14 protein-coding genes are annotated in these 17,410 nt (G+C 56.7%); 7 read left to right on the plus strand and 7 right to left on the minus strand.

All coding sequences use genetic code 11. From position 1 onward, the window contains the following. Positions 1–19: 19 nt before the first annotated feature. Together HY010_04925 and HY010_04930 are read right to left on the minus strand one after the other, a co-directional pair. Positions 20–1,462 carry a sigma-54-dependent Fis family transcriptional regulator gene (locus HY010_04925; GenBank protein MBI3475053.1) on the minus strand — a complete coding sequence of 481 codons (1,443 nt, stop codon included), beginning with the start codon at positions 1,460–1,462 and terminating at the stop codon, positions 20–22. After that, on the minus strand, positions 1,455–4,277 hold the full coding sequence (locus HY010_04930) for a GAF domain-containing protein (protein ID MBI3475054.1): 2,823 nt from the start codon (positions 4,275–4,277) through the stop codon (positions 1,455–1,457). Before HY010_04930 ends, HY010_04925 begins: the two co-directional genes overlap by 8 nt. 854 nt (positions 4,278–5,131) lie before the next feature. Here HY010_04930 and HY010_04935 point away from each other — a divergent pair. The 7 genes from HY010_04935 (at position 5,132) to HY010_04965 (ending at position 11,862) form a co-directional block, all read left to right on the plus strand. Next, positions 5,132–5,587, plus strand: a complete 456-nt coding sequence (locus HY010_04935) for a winged helix-turn-helix transcriptional regulator (GenBank protein ID MBI3475055.1) — start codon at positions 5,132–5,134, stop codon at positions 5,585–5,587. A 48-nt stretch (positions 5,588–5,635) separates the two neighbouring features. Next, complete coding sequence (locus tag HY010_04940) at positions 5,636–6,862, plus strand: aspartate aminotransferase family protein (protein MBI3475056.1); 1,227 nt, start codon at positions 5,636–5,638, stop codon at positions 6,860–6,862. A 108-nt stretch (positions 6,863–6,970) separates the two neighbouring features. Next, positions 6,971–7,897 (plus strand): alpha/beta fold hydrolase, encoded by a 927-nt coding sequence (locus tag HY010_04945; protein ID MBI3475057.1) that lies wholly within the window; start codon positions 6,971–6,973, stop codon positions 7,895–7,897. Between the two features lie 494 nt (positions 7,898–8,391). Continuing rightward, a complete protein-coding gene (locus HY010_04950) occupies positions 8,392–9,000 on the plus strand; it encodes a DedA family protein (protein ID MBI3475058.1) in 609 nt (202 codons plus the stop codon). A 64-nt stretch (positions 9,001–9,064) separates the two neighbouring features. Further along, entirely contained in the window at positions 9,065–9,334 is a 270-nt protein-coding gene (locus tag HY010_04955; protein MBI3475059.1) for a PGPGW domain-containing protein, read from the plus strand. Then, the gene (locus tag HY010_04960) at positions 9,331–10,809 is read left to right on the plus strand and encodes a DUF58 domain-containing protein (GenBank protein ID MBI3475060.1); all 1,479 of its coding nucleotides are present in this window, start codon (positions 9,331–9,333) and stop codon (positions 10,807–10,809) included. Before HY010_04955 ends, HY010_04960 begins: the two co-directional genes overlap by 4 nt. A gap of 168 nt (positions 10,810–10,977) precedes the next feature. Then, positions 10,978–11,862, plus strand: a complete 885-nt coding sequence (locus tag HY010_04965) for a hypothetical protein (GenBank protein MBI3475061.1) — start codon at positions 10,978–10,980, stop codon at positions 11,860–11,862. Between the two features lie 619 nt (positions 11,863–12,481). Here the strand turns inward: HY010_04965 and HY010_04970 are convergent. From HY010_04970 to HY010_04990, 5 genes are all read right to left on the minus strand, one after another. Next, positions 12,482–13,309, minus strand: coding sequence for an OmpA family protein (locus tag HY010_04970; protein ID MBI3475062.1), 828 nt, complete (start codon positions 13,307–13,309; stop codon positions 12,482–12,484). 5 nt (positions 13,310–13,314) lie between these two features. After that, positions 13,315–14,220, minus strand: a complete 906-nt coding sequence (motA, locus tag HY010_04975; GenBank protein MBI3475063.1) for a flagellar motor stator protein MotA — start codon at positions 14,218–14,220, stop codon at positions 13,315–13,317. A gap of 7 nt (positions 14,221–14,227) precedes the next feature. Further along, a complete protein-coding gene (locus HY010_04980; GenBank protein MBI3475064.1) occupies positions 14,228–15,151 on the minus strand; it encodes a diguanylate cyclase in 924 nt (307 codons plus the stop codon). A 133-nt stretch (positions 15,152–15,284) separates the two neighbouring features. Beyond that, a complete protein-coding gene (locus tag HY010_04985; GenBank protein MBI3475065.1) occupies positions 15,285–16,328 on the minus strand; it encodes a trypsin-like peptidase domain-containing protein in 1,044 nt (347 codons plus the stop codon). Between the two features lie 50 nt (positions 16,329–16,378). Continuing rightward, positions 16,379–17,392: a DUF72 domain-containing protein gene (locus HY010_04990; GenBank protein MBI3475066.1), complete on the minus strand. Its 1,014-nt coding sequence runs from the start codon at positions 17,390–17,392 to the stop codon at positions 16,379–16,381. Positions 17,393–17,410: the final 18 nt, after the last annotated feature.

Here is a 17,410-nt window from a genome sequence, read left to right on the forward strand (position 1 = left end):
CGCGTGTGACCGTGATCGCTTAGTCGCGGTGGTTGTTCTTCTTCTTGATCTCGATATTCAACCGCTTGATTTTCTGGTTCAGCGTGGACAGTGGAACGTGGAACCGCTCGGCGGCTTCGGTCTGATTCCAACCGCATTTTTCCAGCATGTCCATGATGATGCGGCGTTCGCAGTCTTCCATGATGTCGAACAGGGAAGCTGTCGGATCCGTATCCATCACGGGTACTGGAGTACCGCGCCCAGCGATGTGGTCGGGCAGCAGATCGCCTGTGATATCCGTGCCCGAAGACAGCACTACGGCGCGCTCCACGACGTTTTCAAGTTCGCGAACATTGCCCGGCCAGGAATACGTCACCAGCGGGCGCAGAGCGTCGGTAGTCACGTGGCGTCGGGGACGCTCGTTCTCTTCCGAATACTTCTTGAGGAAGTGATCAACCAGCAGAGGAATGTCCTCACGTCGTTGGCGCAATGGCGGCAGGTCGATGGTGATCACGTTGAGGCGATAGAACAGATCTTCGCGGAACCGGCCGTCACGAACCATCTGCCGCAGATCGACGTTGGTAGCGGCGATGATGCGCACGTCCACTTGCATCTCTTGCGTGCCGCCCAGATGCATGAACCTGCGATCCTGAAGAACGCGCAGGATCTTGCTCTGCGTGTCCATGGTCATGGTGCCAATTTCATCGAGGAAGAGGGTGCCGCGATCCGCGACTTCGAAGAGGCCTTTTTTGGACGCGATGGCGCTGGTGAATGCACCTTTGACGTGCCCAAACAAATTCGATTCGAGCAGGTCTGCCGGCATGGAACCGGTATTCACCGGAACAAAGGGCCGGTCGCGGCGAGCCGAATGAAGATGCAGCGCCTTGGCGATCAGTTCCTTGCCTGTCCCGCTTTCGCCTTGCAAAAGAATCGTGGAGCGGCTGGGTGCCACCTGGGCTACGAGATCGAAAATCTTGAGCATGGGCTCGCTCTTGCCCACGATGTTGTCGAAGTCGTAGCGCTGCTTCAGTGCGCGCTTGAGTTGAACGTTTTCTTCTTCCGCGCGCTGCCGGGCAACCGCGGCGCGAACATCGGCCAATAGCTTTTCGTTGTCCCAGGGCTTCTGGATGAAGTTGGTGGCGCCACTTTGCATCGCCCGCACGGCGTTCTCAACGGTGCCGTAGGCGGTGATCATGATTACGGGCTGCAGCGGATTCAGCATGTGAATCTCGCCCAGCAAGTCCATGCCGTTTCGGTCAGGCAAAGCGAGATCGAGCAGGACGATGTCGAAGGTACGATCACCCAGCATGGCCATGCCCTCGCGGCCGGTCGCCGCGGTGGCCACGGTGTAACCTTCGAGTTGCAGAAGGGTTTCCAACGACTCCCGAATTTCGGCTTCGTCATCAATCACCAGCACGCGGCCGAGGTTCTCGGGCAGCGTTTCTGGCGGCATCCGGCGCGAAATAACCGCAGCTTCAGACATGGACGGCCTTCCTGATCAGGGGGAAATCAAGCGTGAAGGTTGTGCCTTCGCCAGGACGGCTCTCTACCCGGATGTTGCCAGCGTGCTCCTGGATGATGCCGTAGGTGACGGAGAGTCCCAAGCCGGTGCCGCGATTCTGGCCTTCGGCGGGCGCCGTTTTGGTCGTAAAAAATGGATCGTAGATGCGTTGAATGTGTTCCTGTGCGATACCGCTACCCGTATCCGATACGCGTACGCTGACGGACTCGCCGTTCTGCGTGCTTAAGCGCAATGTTCCGCCGCCGTTCATCGCATCCTTGGCATTCAGGAACAGGTTCAGGAAAACCTGCTGCAGGCGGCCGGGATTTCCGAGGATCGCGGGGATCTCGTCTTCGAGATTCCGTTCGACAGTGACTTGCGCCACTTTGAATTGATGTTCCAGCAGCGCCAGCGTGTCATCGATCACCTTGTTCACATTGACTTCCGTGAACTCAGTGCCGGTCGTGCGAGAGAAATTCAGCAGGTTGTTGACGATTTCGGATGCGCGGAAGGTTTGCTTGATGATCTTGTCGAGCACGCCTGCCTTCGGAGCATCCGACTGCAACTGCTTCGCGAGCATCTGCGTGTACGACGAAATCACTGCCAGCGGCGTATTGACTTCGTGGGCCACACCTGCGGCCAGCAATCCGATCGACGATAGCTTGTCCGCCTGCGACAGCTGGGCTTCCAGTTCCATGCGCTGGGTGATGTCGTCCATGATCACCAGGCGTCCGACGACGTGAAACTTGCGCGTGACCAGAGGTGCAATCGCGACGTTCACGGTTCGCCACTCCCCGGTCGGAGTGCCCATGCGGAACTTGTACAGGTTGTGAATGCCAGGATTCTGCCGGACGCGGTAGAACTCTTCCACAAATGCCGCCGGAAAGACTTCACTTAACGAGCGTCCTACAGCCTGCCAGCGCGGAAGCGCGTACATCACTTCCATCTGCGAATTCCAGGACTCGACTCGGTCCTGTAGATCCACTGCCAGCACGCCCACATTGATGGACTCGACGATGTTTTCGTTGAAGTCCTTCAGGCGTTCGTACTCGGCGACTTTTTGCTCCAGCGATGCGTACAGCCGGCCATTCTGAATCGCGATACCGATATATCCCGCCAGCGTTTCCAACAGTTCGACGTCTTCGCTGGAAAGGAAATCGCCGTCCATGGTTTTGCCAAGTCCCAAAAACGCAATGGTCTTCTGCTGCGCATGGCAGGGAATGTAATAGTTGAGATCGAGGCGTCCGATTGCTTCCTGCGCTGCCGGGCTCTCGCGCGGCAACTGGTGCGTGTTTTCGAAGAAGATGTGTCCCGCAACATCCTCGATGCGAGTCTTTGCCAGGAACGAGAGATCGATGCCCGTGAGGTGCGACAGTCCAAACGACTTGGCGAGTTCAAAGCGAGAAGAGTCGCTGTTAGCCAGGAAAATCGCGACTCGGTCGACCATTAGCGTCCGCGCCAGGCGATCCACGACCGATGCCAGCATCTTGTCGATATCGGTTTCCGAACTCATCTCGCGCCCAAACTCGATCAGCGTGCGCCGATAGTCGTAGCGCGTGCGGTAGAAGAACTGGTCGAGCTTGTCCTGAATCCATTTTCGGACCGGATCGAACAACAGCGCCGTAACAACAACCGCCAACATCAAGCCATACGGTCCAGAGCTGGGGACCCGAGCGTGGACCAGTTCCGCAATCGCCGCTACGCCTGCGAAATAGGCTCCGACAATTGCGGCCGCAGCCAGCGTGTAGGCCATGCCGCGCTTGAAGATCAGATCCACATCCATCAACCGGTAGCGGAAGATGGCGTAGCCGAATGTCAGCGGAAGCAATCCCAGGGACAGGACCGAGACCTTCATCCCCGTGGAGGGCATCGCGCCGAAGAGGTACGGCAGGACATAAAGTAGCGTGAACGGCGTAATCGCGAGGACTGTGCCGCGCGTAATCCACTTCAACTGCTGGCGCAGGATGGGGGTCGTGGCGCGCTGGTAGCTATCCACGAGCACGGCGGCTGCGGCGACAAACAGCAGGGTGGAATATCCCCAATGCATCTGGTCCAGATGCCAGCGCAGCCGTTCACTTGCCTGCAGGTAGCGCAAAGACAGAAGTTGAATTCCCAGCAGAATCAAACCGGGGAAATACAACAGACGCACCGACCACGGATATCGGCCGACGAAGCCACGGCGCTCTGGAAACGTCAGAGCAAAATGCAGGAACAAGGCCGGCTGAAGCAGCCACGCGACTTCGTTACACCAGTACACCGACCAGTCAAATTCGTTGAACTTACCGGTGTAGTGGAAAGAATAGAAAATGAACGACACCAGGCAGAAAATGTAGAAGTGAGTGGAACCTACTGCTGTCCAGCGCCGGAGAAGAACATAAAGGCCAATCCCGAGGTAGATCAGCGCGATCAACCGGAGCCAGTCATTCATCGACCGTTCGGCGGGAGCCAGCACGAGTTCAACATCCACCGGAACCTGGCCGCGAATCAGCGAGTAGGTTGCTTTGGACCAGACGCCGGAATAGAAACGCTGGCGGGAAAGACTGGCTAAAGAGTTGACCTGGCGTCCATTGACGCTCTGCACAATATCGCCGGTGCGAATGCCCGCTCGGGCTGCTGGGCCTTCGGGATCGAGCCGATCCGCGACAAGTTGCCCCTTCTTCTCGATCCACCAGGCTCCGTCATCGGGAACCGTGAAGGAGCGTTCGACTTTGTAGTTGTAAGTCGCGAAGACGATTGCCGCCACAGTGAGGATCACCAGGATGCTAGCGGTAACGCGTGTCTGAAGTTCCCGGTTCATGGGCTGGAGCGGTGGCGCGGCAGCGAGTCCCGAAATTCGCTTCCATTCACTCTTTAGCAACTTGTCTGCCACGACCTGTGACTCCTTGTACAAATAAGTCGCTGCCCCAGAACAACTTCCACAATTATAGAGATGAAACCCATAGTCAGCTATGGTTTATGGGATCGTAACTCCTGTTTTTAATAGCTCAATTTTGGGGAAATGTGGCTAACTATCTGCAAAAAAAGGGGCTCCTGTATGCCTGGAAGGGGGGCGTGCGAGGTAGGGTGGCGGGAAAGCGGAGCGTGTGGATGTCTTAAAACGGCCGATGGGCCAGGAGCCTCCAAGAATCGTTCCTAAAAACTCGGTCAGAAATGGAAGGGTACGGAAATTTTCCCCGAATTCCCGCACCCTTCCATGCTCACTCGCCGCTGACTTGCGGCGAGCAAAGTCACTTGCGAGGCGGGCGCAGTCTTGCGCGCATGTTTTCTGCCCGGCTTCCCGGAATTTCGTCGACAATGTCAACGTCCGGCGTCACTGGCACGATCCGCTTCGCATTTTTCATAAATCGTTTCTCCGTTGTGAAAATCGGGAGTCTCGGTGAAGAACTTCTTGATCAGTTCCTCACAAAGTGAAACGATCTTGAACCGGATCGAGAGAAACGTCCATGGAGCCGGTCTGAAGCCGTCTGAATTGATCTGAAGAAGGCGCGGGGCGGCTTCAAAACGAAGTTTGGGAGGAAATTCCCGGACGAATGCTTTATTCGACGATACGTTTTGTGGCGCCGTGTCACTATGTGACTTAGCTATGCTTGAACGTAACGCGCCCGTAGCAATTTTTTCTTAAACTGGCCAACTCAAATGGGGGCATTTTCTGTGCCTGAAAAGAAAGTCCGGTTTGACGATTTCGTGCTCGATTTTGGCCGTTTCCAATTGTCTCGCGATGGCAGTCCAATCAAGTTGGAAGGATTGCCTCTGCAGTTGCTGATGTTCCTGGTGGATCATCAGGGAAAACTGGTGACGCGTGACGAGATCGCCGACGTGCTCTGGGGCAAGGACGTTTTTGTCGACGTCGAGCAGGGCATTAATACTGCCATCAGAAAAGTGCGCCAGGCGCTGGACGACAATTCCGGCCAGCCACAATATCTCCAGACTGTCGTCGGACATGGCTACCGATTCGTCGCCCACACTCGCGCGGAGTGCGAAGAGGATGTGGTGTCCACAGGCAGCGTGTCCGCCGAGGAGTTGGGACGGGCCATTATGAGCGCTGCTGGCCTGGACCCTGAAGATCCGCTCGGGATACAGAAGGCGGAACCCGAGGGCGAAGCCTGACCCGTTTGCGGGGAACACGCCGCGGCCTTCTCGTTTTACAATTCAGATATGTCCCGCCTGGAACAAATCATCGACCTTGAGAAGCGCTGCCTTCTTCCAACCTATAACCGTTATCCCGTGGCCCTGGAAAAAGGGAAGGGAGTTTTTCTCTACGACTTCGAGGGCAAGAAGTATCTCGATTTCGTATCCGGCCTGGGTGTCAATGCGCTCGGCCACGCCCATCCACGGATCGTGAAGACCATCCGCGAGCAGGCCGCGCGCGTGATTCACATCTCGAATCTCTACTACAACGAATACCAGGGCCAACTCGCCGAGCGTCTCACGAAACTCTCGGGACTCGACCGTGTCTTTTTCTCGAACAGCGGCACCGAGGCAATCGAGGGCTCGATCAAACTGGCGCGTCTGGCCGGCCACCGTGCTGGCGGCGATGCCAAGTGCCGGCTGGTGGGCCTGGAAGGCTCGTATCATGGCCGCACTTTTGGGGCGATGTCGGTTACAGGACAGGATAAATATCGCGCTGGATTTGAGCCCCTGCTCGATGACGTCACTTTCGTTCCGCAGAACAACATCGAAGCCCTGCGCGCCGCCATCAATGATCAGACTTGTGCGATCGTGCTGGAACCAATCTTCGGTGAGGGCGGCGTCCTGGAATGTTCGGTGGAATTCCTGCGCGAGTGCAGGACACTCTGTGATCGGCATCAGGCCGCGCTCATCTTCGACGAGATCCAATGTGGTCTTGGCCGCACCGGTAATCTGTTCGCGTTCCAGACGTTTGGAGTCACTCCCGACATCGTCGCTATCGCGAAGCCGATCGCGGCTGGGTTGCCGTTGGGCGCGTTTATCGCGCGCGAAAATTTCGCGACCGCAATTTCTGCGGGACAACACGGCACCACGTTTGGCGGCGGCCCTCTGGCATGCCGCGTCGGACTTGAATATCTGGCGATTGTGGAAGAAGAGAAGTTGCTTGAGAACGTCAACCGGGTTGGCGGATACCTTCAGCAGCAGCTTCGGATGCTGGTGGAAAAATATGCGGCTGCACAATCCGTACGCGGACGGGGATTTATTCAGGGCATCGTGCTGGACATCCCGGCGCGTCCGTTCGTCGAGCAAGGCCTCGCCGAAGGCGTGCTCTTCAACGCGACGCAGGATACGGTCCTGCGGTTCCTGCCACCGTTCATGCTGGAAGAGAAGCACGTCGACAAGGGAATCCGGGTGCTGAAAAAACTTCTGGGCAGGAAAAGAAAAAAAGTCCAGACCGTCGCCCCGGCAGCGTAAAGCCGAAGCCTAACCAAAACAAATGGGGGAACTGATTAGGCTCAGTTCCCCCTTCCAGAAGCGACAGAGGCGTTATCACATAGATAGACTCCGATCGCGAGGTTTGAGTTGCCCACCGAAGAGCCAAAGATCAAAGAAAAAATGATCCAGGAGCATCTGGGTTCCTCCGACTCGGAGGCCCGTAGCCCGGTGTGGGAAGAGCGGTGGGCGACCTTGCCTGTCGGTCGGATGCGCTACCTACAGGCGGGCACGGGACGAGCGCTGATCCTCATTCATGGGCTGATGGGGTACTCGTTTTCGTGGAGATTTTCGATTCCTGCTCTAGCCTCTCACGCCACGGTTTATGCGGTAGACAATCTTGGGGCGGGATTCTCCAAGTCTCCGGACGGGTTGGATTGCTCGATGCGCGCGTCTGCCGAACGCATCCTGCAATTTGTGGACGCTCTCGACATCACCGATTTCGATCTACTGGGTACATCGCACGGAGGAGCGGTTGCGATGATGACCGCTGCCTTGTCGGCAGAACGCGGCGATGATCGGCTCAAGCGACTGGTGCTGGTGGCGCCTGTGAATCCGTGGTCCAGGCACGGCCGTCTCCTCGCCCCCTTCATCGGAGGAAGAGTCGGCTCCTTCCTGTTTCAGAACACTGTTGCCCGTTGGCGCTTCTTGGATTACCTGTGGCTGCGCCGCATGTTCGGCGATGGATCGAAAATTCCACCTGACTCGATTGCAGGGTATCGCCGGCCAGTTGTCGAGAATCACGGTTTTCGGCATGGCCAGAATATCGTCCGAACGTGGCTGGGGGATCTCGCCGACCTGGAGTTAGCAATTTCGAAGATTCGTCACTATCCTACTTTGCTGATGTGGGGCACGCGGGATCGCGCTGTGTCATTTCGATCCGCGAAACGACTTGAAGAATGCTTCAGCAATTGCCGGCTCGTCGCATTCAAAGGCGTTGGTCATTTGCCGTATGAAGAGGCTGCGGAGGATTTCAACCGGGCACTGCTGGAATTTCTTGAAGAGAAGCCGATCTGAGGACTCCGCACCTCCGTTCTCGTCTCACAATTTGTCTCCCTGCACAAATCCCAACAAGAATTGTCAGTGGCTCAGTTTTTGACCTAATCCAATCCCTTGCGGCCCGGCAGGACTGCACTTCAACCCAGTGCAGAGAGTCCCGGCGGGACAAATGACAATAGCCCGGCGTTTTCAACGCCGGGGTTAGGCCCGCGCGGTGGGACCTGCAGTCCCGGCGGGACGACTGATCTCGGGGATGCGTCCGGTGAGAAATTCAGTCGTGCCTCCGGCACTGGACTTCAGAAATGGCGCCTTTCCCGCCAGTAAACTGGCGGGCTATTTTCATTTGTCCCTTCGGGATGTTTTTTGTCAGCTTGAAAATTGAGCCACTACTCCAGAATTGTCATCTTCGCTTCGCTCAGGATGAAAATCAAAGATTCGCTCAGGATGATTGATCAAACAAGTTGGACGAGTGAGCGCAATTCATTCCATCGCAGGCGATACACTAATTCTGAATGGGGCAAGCTATCTTCGATTTCCTCCGCACCTTTATTGCTGACTACGGTTATTGGGCGGTGGCTTTGGCACTCCTTTGTGAGAACGCCGGCATTCCCGTGCCGGGCGAGACGACGCTCCTGCTTGCCAGTTTCTTAGCCTACTCGGAACACAAGCTCGACCTGGGTTGGATCATCGTAGTTGGCACCGTTGCCGCGGCGATCGGCGACAACCTGGGATACGCGATTGGCCACCATGGTGGGCGCCCGCTGCTCGAGCGCTACCGGCACATCCTGCGGATACCCCAGTCCGCCATCGAGCGCGGCGAGAAGCTGTTCGCGCGCTGGGGTGCGTCCACTATTTTTTTTGCTCGATTCATCTTTGGTTTGCGTATCTTTGCGGGACCACTAGCAGGTGTTCTCCGTATGCCATGGCGGGCCTTTGTCCTGTTCAACCTCCTGGGAGCAGCCGTCTGGGTGACGGCGATTGCCACGGCAGGTTACCTTTTTGGCAAGCATTGGGACGAACTGGAGCACGTCCTCGGGCGCTTCAATATCGTTGTGGGAATTGCGGCGCTGATCCTGATACCGGTTCTCTGGCGGAGGTACCATCGCGATTCGCAAAAATAATCGTTGAGACGGTATCTTCCGTTACTTTCTCAGGTCGTCCGCGCATCTATATGCTCAGAGAGCAATGAATCGCGCGGTGAAAAAGGCGTTGGCGCTGGTTGCAGGCTGGGTGTTCATCATCCTCGGCGTGATTGGCCTGTTCTTGCCTTTTATGCAGGGCGTACTTTTCATCATTATCGGTTTGACGATACTGTCGAGTGAGTATGTCTGGGCGCATCACTTGCTCACCAAGGTACGGACTCGCTTCCCGCGAATTGCGGGCTTTTCCGATCGTGCCCAGAAGACGGCCACGGGATGGGTACGCCGGGTCTATCAGCCCGAGGAAACGCATTGACTGCCAAAGCCTTCACTGCCATGGGAACGATGAGCAAGGCTGAAGCGACCCTGTACTCGACCGTCCCGGCAGCGAAATACTCCAGCTTTGGACTTTCCCAGGTGTGGGTAAGATTTCTCGTTGCCATTGTGGGTTTGATCCTGGCATTCGCCGCAGCTCTGTTTTCGACCGTCGCAGGCGAATCCGGCAACGTCTGGACGACGGTCATCCTCGCCTCCGCCGCGCTCTTGCTGGCCGTTATGGTGGGACTGACGACCGTGCCCTATCTGGCACGCCAGGTCGTCGCTGCCCGGGTCCGCGACGCGATGGATTACGAAGTAACCCGCGCCGGCATGGTCTACATCGGTATCACGCTGGTGATTGGGATCGCCGCGATCAACACTGGAAACAATCTTCTCTACATTGTGGTTGCGGCACTGTTATCTGCGATTCTGGTTTCCGGGGTTGCATCGGCGCTGGTGTTGCGCCATCTTGAACTCGACGTCCATCTTCCCGAGCATGTCTTTGCCGGTCGGCCATTGCTGGCTCGTTTGCTGCTTCGCAATATCAGTCGTTGGCTGCCATCATTTTCGATTCGTGTCGTGCCTTCCAAACGTAAGGCTGGGAAGCGTTGGCAGTGGGAAGCGTACACATTGGGCCTGCCTCGCAACCGGCCGGTGGAGAGTCAGTGGGTGCGCGTGCCGGATCGCCGTCTGCGGCGCGTGATCGAAAATCCCGGCAAACCAATTCTTCAACAAACTGTCTATTTTCCGTTTCTCGCGGCGGGACAGGAATTGCGTGCCGACCTGGAAATGAATTTTCCTGCGCGTGGCTGTTATCGCGAGAAGGATTTCGGCCTCGCCACCCGGTTCCCATTTGCATTTCTATTGAAGACGCGCCGCGTGGCGCTGGCTCGGGAAGTGATCGTGTATCCAGCGGTCGAGCCTCCGCAGGAATTTTTCGATGTGCTGCCCATGGTGACCGGAGAACTGGCCGCTTTTGTGCGCGGTCGCGGAAACGATCTTTACCGTATTCGCGAGTACCTGCCGGAAGATTCCGCGCGTCACGTCGATTGGAAAGCGACCGCCCGCACCGGCACTCTGAAGGTGCGCGAGTTCAGCCGTGAAGACGAACGCAAACTGCGCATCGTGTTTGACAATCCCCAGCCGGGTGTTCTGGAAACTGCTCAATACGAGCGCGCCGTCCATTTAGCGGCTTCGCTCGGATGGCATTTCCACCACGAGGACGTTGAGATTTCCTACGTGGCAGCTGGGCTGGAGCCAACCACGGACGTATTTGCCTTCCTGCGCCATCTGGCCCTCGTTGAGCCCCAGGAAGCGACCTCGGTTTTTGAGCGTCTCCGGGCCAGTAATGACTACCACGTGATCATCACCTCGCGCGATCGCTCGCAGGTGCCCTCCAGCCTCCTAAACCGGGCTTATGTCGTCACAATCGGCACTGGAGCGCACCAGGCTGCAGCCACAAGCCAAGCTTAGATCCCAGCGCCAGCGCCTCGACAAAGCCCCTTTTGACCTTTAGCCGCGCCGTCAAGGTAATGGTTACCAAGGTTACCTCGGTAGATTGACCATTGCTCCGGACCTGCTTAAGGTAGAGGGAAGGGATGCAACTGATTAGCCGGTGGCTGCGTTTCCCCACACGAGCCCATGAAACTGTACAGCCAGATCGGGACCTATCTTTGGTGCGCACAGCCCCTGCTGCAGGGCGCTGTCGCGGTCGTGATGTGGCGCCGCAAGATGCATAAAGTGTTTCCGGTCTTCTTCACTTACCTCATTGCTCAGATCGCAATCTTCTCCGTTACGTTTCCAATACGCAGTGCTGATCACTATGAATTGTATTTCTACGTCTACTGGACCGGCGCGGCGATCAGCGCACTGCTCAGCTTTCGGGTGATTCACGAAGTCTTCCTCGACGTCTTCCGTCCTTATGACATGCTGAAGGACTTGGGGACCGTGTTATTCAAATGGACCGGACTAGTCATGTTGCTGGTTTCGGTGGTCGTGGCTTTTTCCAACTCGTCCCACGGCGATCCTCTCTCGCAAGCGGTAACCCTGCTTCAACGATCCGTACGAATGGTGCAGTGTGGATTGATCCTGTTCCTGCTCCTCTTTGCGCAGTTTCTGGGAGTATCGAAAAAGCAGCAAAGCTTCGGTATCGCGCTTGGATTTGGTTTGCTCGCATCGGTTGAACTCATTCTCCTCGCTCTATATGCGGGAGGCTATCTGCACCAACAGCCGATGAACCTGATCAATGGACTAATGTTCGACCTAGCGATCGTGATCTGGATGGCATACGCAGTCGCCCGAAGTTCTGTCCGTGACGGAACCAGCAATCATCTTCAGACGCAACGCTGGGAACGCAGCCTGGCGGACATACAGACCGCAGCAGCGCCTAACGCCGCAGCTTCGGATTCGTCGTTGATTCCGATGTTTGAAGGTATGGTCGAACGGGCATTCTCTCGTGGATCAGCGCCCGGCTCGATTGAGGAAAAAGCGGAGGCCGCCAAGGCCGGTTCCTCAAACCGCAGCTGACCACTTCTCTCCTGGTGGACGAGTATTCCTGAAAAACCCTGTCAAGAGCAATCTTGGAGGCCCAATCGGGCTTCTTCCGGAAAGCCGCTGAAACAATCAACAATTACATTAAGTAAACGTCAGTAAAAGCATGTTTTTGTGACGACTAAATCGCTTTAGTTTTGGACGCTCAGCATCCCCGCCAACACTCTGTAGGGATCGATATCTGTCGATCCGCGGATAAACGTCAAAGAATCTGAACATTAGACGTGGTGTATAATCCGCGGCGCGTGGAGAACTGCCTCGTTTTTGAGGCTATTTTCTATGTGGACCCTAAGGAGAAAGACAAATGAAACGTTCGCTAAGGGCGTTGATTCTGCTGGTAGGTCTGGCAGGAACATACGTATTAGCCGCCGTCCCCAGAGTTCCCGCTCCGGACGGTGGACCAATCCCAGTATGCCCACCCAAGAAGGGGTGGAATTGCGATCCCTTGCAACCACACCTTCCTACAAACACGCGCTAACGGACAAGGTCACTAAAGTAACCTTGAGTAACCGTACCGCATAGCACGCAACAAGCACGCAATCTTTCGGGCTAGCCAAATGGCTAGCCCATATTTTTGTCCGAAAAATTCTCTCCCTCACGGTTTGCCTTCGGGACTCTTTTCCGAAGGCTTCGCTTCCGCCTCCGACTTCGCCGCGTTCTCAGGGGACAGCTCGCCTTTCTTTGCCTCCTGAGCCTTCGCAGGCCCATCACCGGCCAGATATTGCACAATGATGGACACCCTGCGGTTCGAGGCTTCCAGCGGATCCTTACGATTGCGTAACCTCTGATCGGCGAAGCCTCGCACCTGTGCCACCTGGTCGGAACGTAATCCGGATTGCTGCATCAACCGTCGAGCCGCGTTGGCGCGGTCGGCAGACAATTCCCAATTGCTGTAGCTGCCCCTCGCTCCGTACGGCTTGGCATCGGTGTGTCCTTCAATCGATAAATGATTGGGGACTTCGCCCAGTTGTACGGCCAGCATTCCCAGAATTTCTTGTCCATTCGGTTTTAGGTTTGGACTGCCGCTATCGAAAAATGTTCCTTTGTCGGATTCGAGTAGTTCGATGCGTAGCCCTTCCGCCGTAATCGTCATCTCGATATTTTTATTTAACTTCTGCATGTCGATCATGCTCTCGATTTTCTTCTCCAGATGTTTCTTGAGGTCGGCCATGTCCTCTTTTTTGAGCAGGACGCTTTCTCCGGTGCCAACCTGATTGGTCCCGATTTTCGTGGCGGTGCCGGAGGGATCCTTGAAGTATCCTGCGACGGCTTCCCGCACGGGCTTGTTGGTATTGAGCAGCCAGAGAACGATGAACAAGGCCATCATCGCAGTGACAAAATCCGCGTAGGCCACTTTCCAGGCACCGCCATGATGTCCGCCGTGGCTGATCTTTTTCTTGATGATGATGGGCGGTGTCGGCATGGAGACTATCCGGCAGAAGCCGCGGCTGCAGCTTCGGGAGCCGCCGCGCTTGCCCCGGCCTTAAGAGCACGGCACGCGTCTTCGACAGTCTTGAATGACGGCCGCACGTGCACCGGCACCGCCCGTCGTCCTATCTCTACTGCCAACACGGGAGCGATCCCCTTCAAGAAGGCGATGACGGCGGCTCGCAACACGTTGAGGAACGCGCGTTCCTCGTCGGCGCTCTTGCTCATGCGTTGGGCGATCGGTCCGAACAACCCGTAGCACAGCAAGATTCCCAGGAATGTTCCCACCAGTGCTGCAGCGACTTTGTGGCCGATTTCTTCCGGCGGCCCGCCCAATGCTCCCATGGTGATGACGACACCCAGCACGGCGGCGACGATGCCGAGTCCGGGAAGAGCATCCGCCATGGTGTTGAGCGCGGCAGGAGCAAGCGTCCCTTCATGATGATGGATGTCGAGATCGCCTTCCAGCATCTGATCGAGATCGAAGGCCTCAATGCCGCCGCTGATCGCCATGCGCATGGTGTCGCACAGGAAATTCGTTGCGTGGTGATCTTTCACGAATCCCGCGTACTTCGACAGCAACGGACTTTTGCCCGGATCTTCTACGTCACCTTCGAGCGCAACCAATCCTTCTTTGCGAGCCTTATTCAACAATTCGAAGATCATCGTCAAAAGCTCGGTATAGCGTTTGCTGGTGTAAGCCGAGGATCCGAACACTCCCATCACACCGCTAACAATTTCTTTCAGGATATTCAGCGGATTCGCGATCAAGACTGTACCCGCGGCGGCTCCGCCGATGATGACCAATTCCGCCGGCTGCAGGAGCACTTTCAGATTGCCGTGCTCCATCAGATAGCCAGCGACAATGCAACCGAAGACGACGACGATCCCAATGATTGCAAACATAGAAACTTTATCCTTGCGATGCGGCGGATCCCGCCTCGCCACTCGCGCTTGCGTCAGCCGCATTCTCGTTTGTGTGGATGGGTTTCATGCGGCCCAAAAGCTCTTCCAGCTTGTCGCCCGGGCTGGCGATGATCCACTCCACCTCCGCCTGCAATCGAAAGCGGTCGCCCCACCACGAGATTTCCGACTGCGCGATCTGTTGCGAAATCACTTCTGCGATCGCTGTGATTTTGACCGGACTCCCGGTATGCAGCATCGCCAGAAATTCGTCATCCCCCCAGCGTCCAAGAAAGTCTTCCGCCCGCAGACTGTGCCGTATGGTTTGCACCGAAGTGCGCAGGAATACCGCGACAGAGTCGACGCCGTAATGCGGCGAGAGTTCTTTCAGCCCTAGTATCCGGATACGCAACAGGCTCAGTCCGGCGCGCGTCTCCTCCAACTCGACCAAGCTCTCCGCTAGGACGGCTTTGGTCATGCGTCGCGTCGAAACTCCCGTGAGCGGATCGAGGCATCCGCACATCAGAGCTGTGTTGGTTTCTGCCATCGATGCCGAGGTAGCCTCTTCGAATGCGATTGCGACACCCATCACCAGACCGTCTTCGTCGATCAAAGGCAAGGTGCGTATCAGAACGGCCAGCCGGTGGCCTTGTTTGTGCAACGTGAAGACACGGCTATGAACTGCCCGTCCCTCCCGAAGGGTCGTAGTAATCGAACAATCATCTCCCGCCAGGACCCGGCCCTCAGGATCGAAATGAGGGAGGGAATCTGCACAGACTTGTCCTACGACTTCATGGGCCAAGTGTCCCGTGAGTCGTTCCGCGCCGCGATTCCAGAAGCGGACGTGCTGGTCCCGGTCGAGGACGTAGACGCCGATCGGCAAGTTCTCGAGCACCGAGCGATAGAGTGCCGGGTCTTCAAAGAAAGGGGACATGTTGGGCCATACAGGTTATCGGCGGGAGCGGAAGGGAACTTCAGGAGAGCGGGTCGCGGGCCGCAGGCCACTGGCACAGGCTCGGGTTTCCTCTGACCCGACACCTGTGACCTATGACCTATGACCTTCCTTCCTAACTCGCTTCCGTCGGCGTGATCGACAGATTGATTTTTTCGGTATAGCGAATCACCGTTAGCGTGCAACGCGCTCCCACTTGGGCATCCGTCAGCAGACGGTGCAGATCGTCCACGCCAGCGACGGGCTTGTCGTCGAGCGCCACGATCACGTCGCCTTCGCGCAAGCCGGCATTGCGCGCCGGACTGCGCTCTTCCACTCCCGCGACTACCACGCCACTTTCCTTGGGCAGGTTATAGAAGCGCACCACGCGCCGATGGAGCGGGACTGTTTGTGCCGACACACCGATCCAACTGCGCCGGATCCGTCCATCGCGGAGCAATCGGCTGGCGACAAATTTTGCGGTGTTGATCCCGATCGCAAAGCAGATTCCTTGCGCCGGCAAAATCGTCGCTGTATTGACGCCGATCACGGCCCCGGCAGAATTGACGAGCGGTCCGCCCGAATTCCCCGGATTCAACGCTGCATCGGTTTGGATGACATCTTCGATCAGCCGTCCTGAATAGGCTCGCAACGATCGCCCTAACGCGCTAACGACCCCGGCGGTTACCGTCGACTGGAATCCGTAGGGATTGCCGATCGCGATCGCCATCTGTCCTGGCCGCAGTTGTTGCGAGTCGCCCAGTTCTGCTGCCTGCAAACCGGGAGCATCAATCCGGATCACCGCCAGGTCGCTGGCAGGATCGTCACCGACGATGTGAGCCGGTGCTCTGCGGCCGTCCGTCAGAGTGACGTCGATCCGGGTCGCGTCGTGGACGACATGGCTGTTCGTGAGAATCAATCCATCGGGGGTAAACACAAATCCTGATCCGCCACCACGCCGGTCGCGCGGCTCGCCCGAGCGGGTCTTTCCCGCAGTATGGACCGCGACATTCACTACCGACGGGCCGATCTTTTCCACCGCCGTCATCACCGCACGGGAATAAGCATCAAGCAGAGCGGAGTCACCGAAATCCTGATGGCGCGTACTGTCATCAGGTAATTCACCATTGCGGATTTCCGAGGTCGAGAGGACGTCTGCAGAAAAACGATCAACGCGCATGCAAAATAGATGTCAATCCGCGGGCTTCGGATTCACGGGACACCAGAGGGTCACGCCAGCAGAGAATAATTTCCGTTTTCGTCTTCGTCTTTGATCTCGACGATACCTTTCAACTCCGGATAACTCTTCAACAGCATTTCTGGCACAACAACTTTCTGCCTGCCTAACAGATGCTTGAGTTGCAGGGCATTCACGGCTGCCTTTGCCTGGAAATGGTTGTTGGCGATCACGTACGTGATCTCGGCCTTTCGCGCGATTGCCTCGATTTTCTCTCTCCACTGTTCCAGTTCTGCCGGCTTGTAGAGATAGTTGTAGCGGTCATCGCGATTGTCGGTGTCGAACCACTGATCGTAATTGCGGCCGTGAAGACGGACATATCCCAAGCCCGACGTCACATGCTCGGTCGGTGCCAAGGATCTTCCCAGCAACGGCTGATCGATGTTGCAGAAGCCAACGTTGGAACGCATGAACTCAGCGATGGTTTCGGGTTGATCCCAACTCTCGTGTCGGACTTCCACCACACGCGGATACTCAATGAACTGCCGCAGCAATTGTTCCAGGTATTCACGATTCAAACTGGTGTTCTTGAATGAAACCGGGAACTGAATCAACAGCGCGCCCAGTTTGCCTTCCGCAGCCATGGAATCGAGGCCCTCGCGTGCCAATCGTTCATCTTTGTCATTAGGACGAATGCTAGCGGCCGAAGTCGGTTCCGACACCGACAGCGGCGAGTGTGTGAACGACTGGTGCAGTTTCGCGGTGAAAACAAAATCGCGATTCACTGCCGCTACTTTCCGGCACCACAACCGCCCCAGTTCCGGACGAATGTGTCCGTAGAAGGAAGTGTTGATTTCGATGACGTCGAAGAATCGCGCCAGAAATTCTACGGGATGAATTTTCTTTCGGGTGACTTCGGGCGGGTAGAGGATTCCATCCCAATCTCTGTACGACCAGCCGGCCGTCCCAATGCGAATTCGCGCAGGGGTCTCCATAAATGCCAGGCCAGATGAGGCAGAGTAGCACAGAGCGACGAGCTTCGTGCGGCGAGCTCCCGGATGGGGCACGGTGCGCCCTCGTGTGCG

This window comes from Acidobacteriota bacterium (assembly GCA_016196065.1).
GTDB lineage: Bacteria > Acidobacteriota > Terriglobia > Terriglobales > Acidobacteriaceae > Acidiflorens.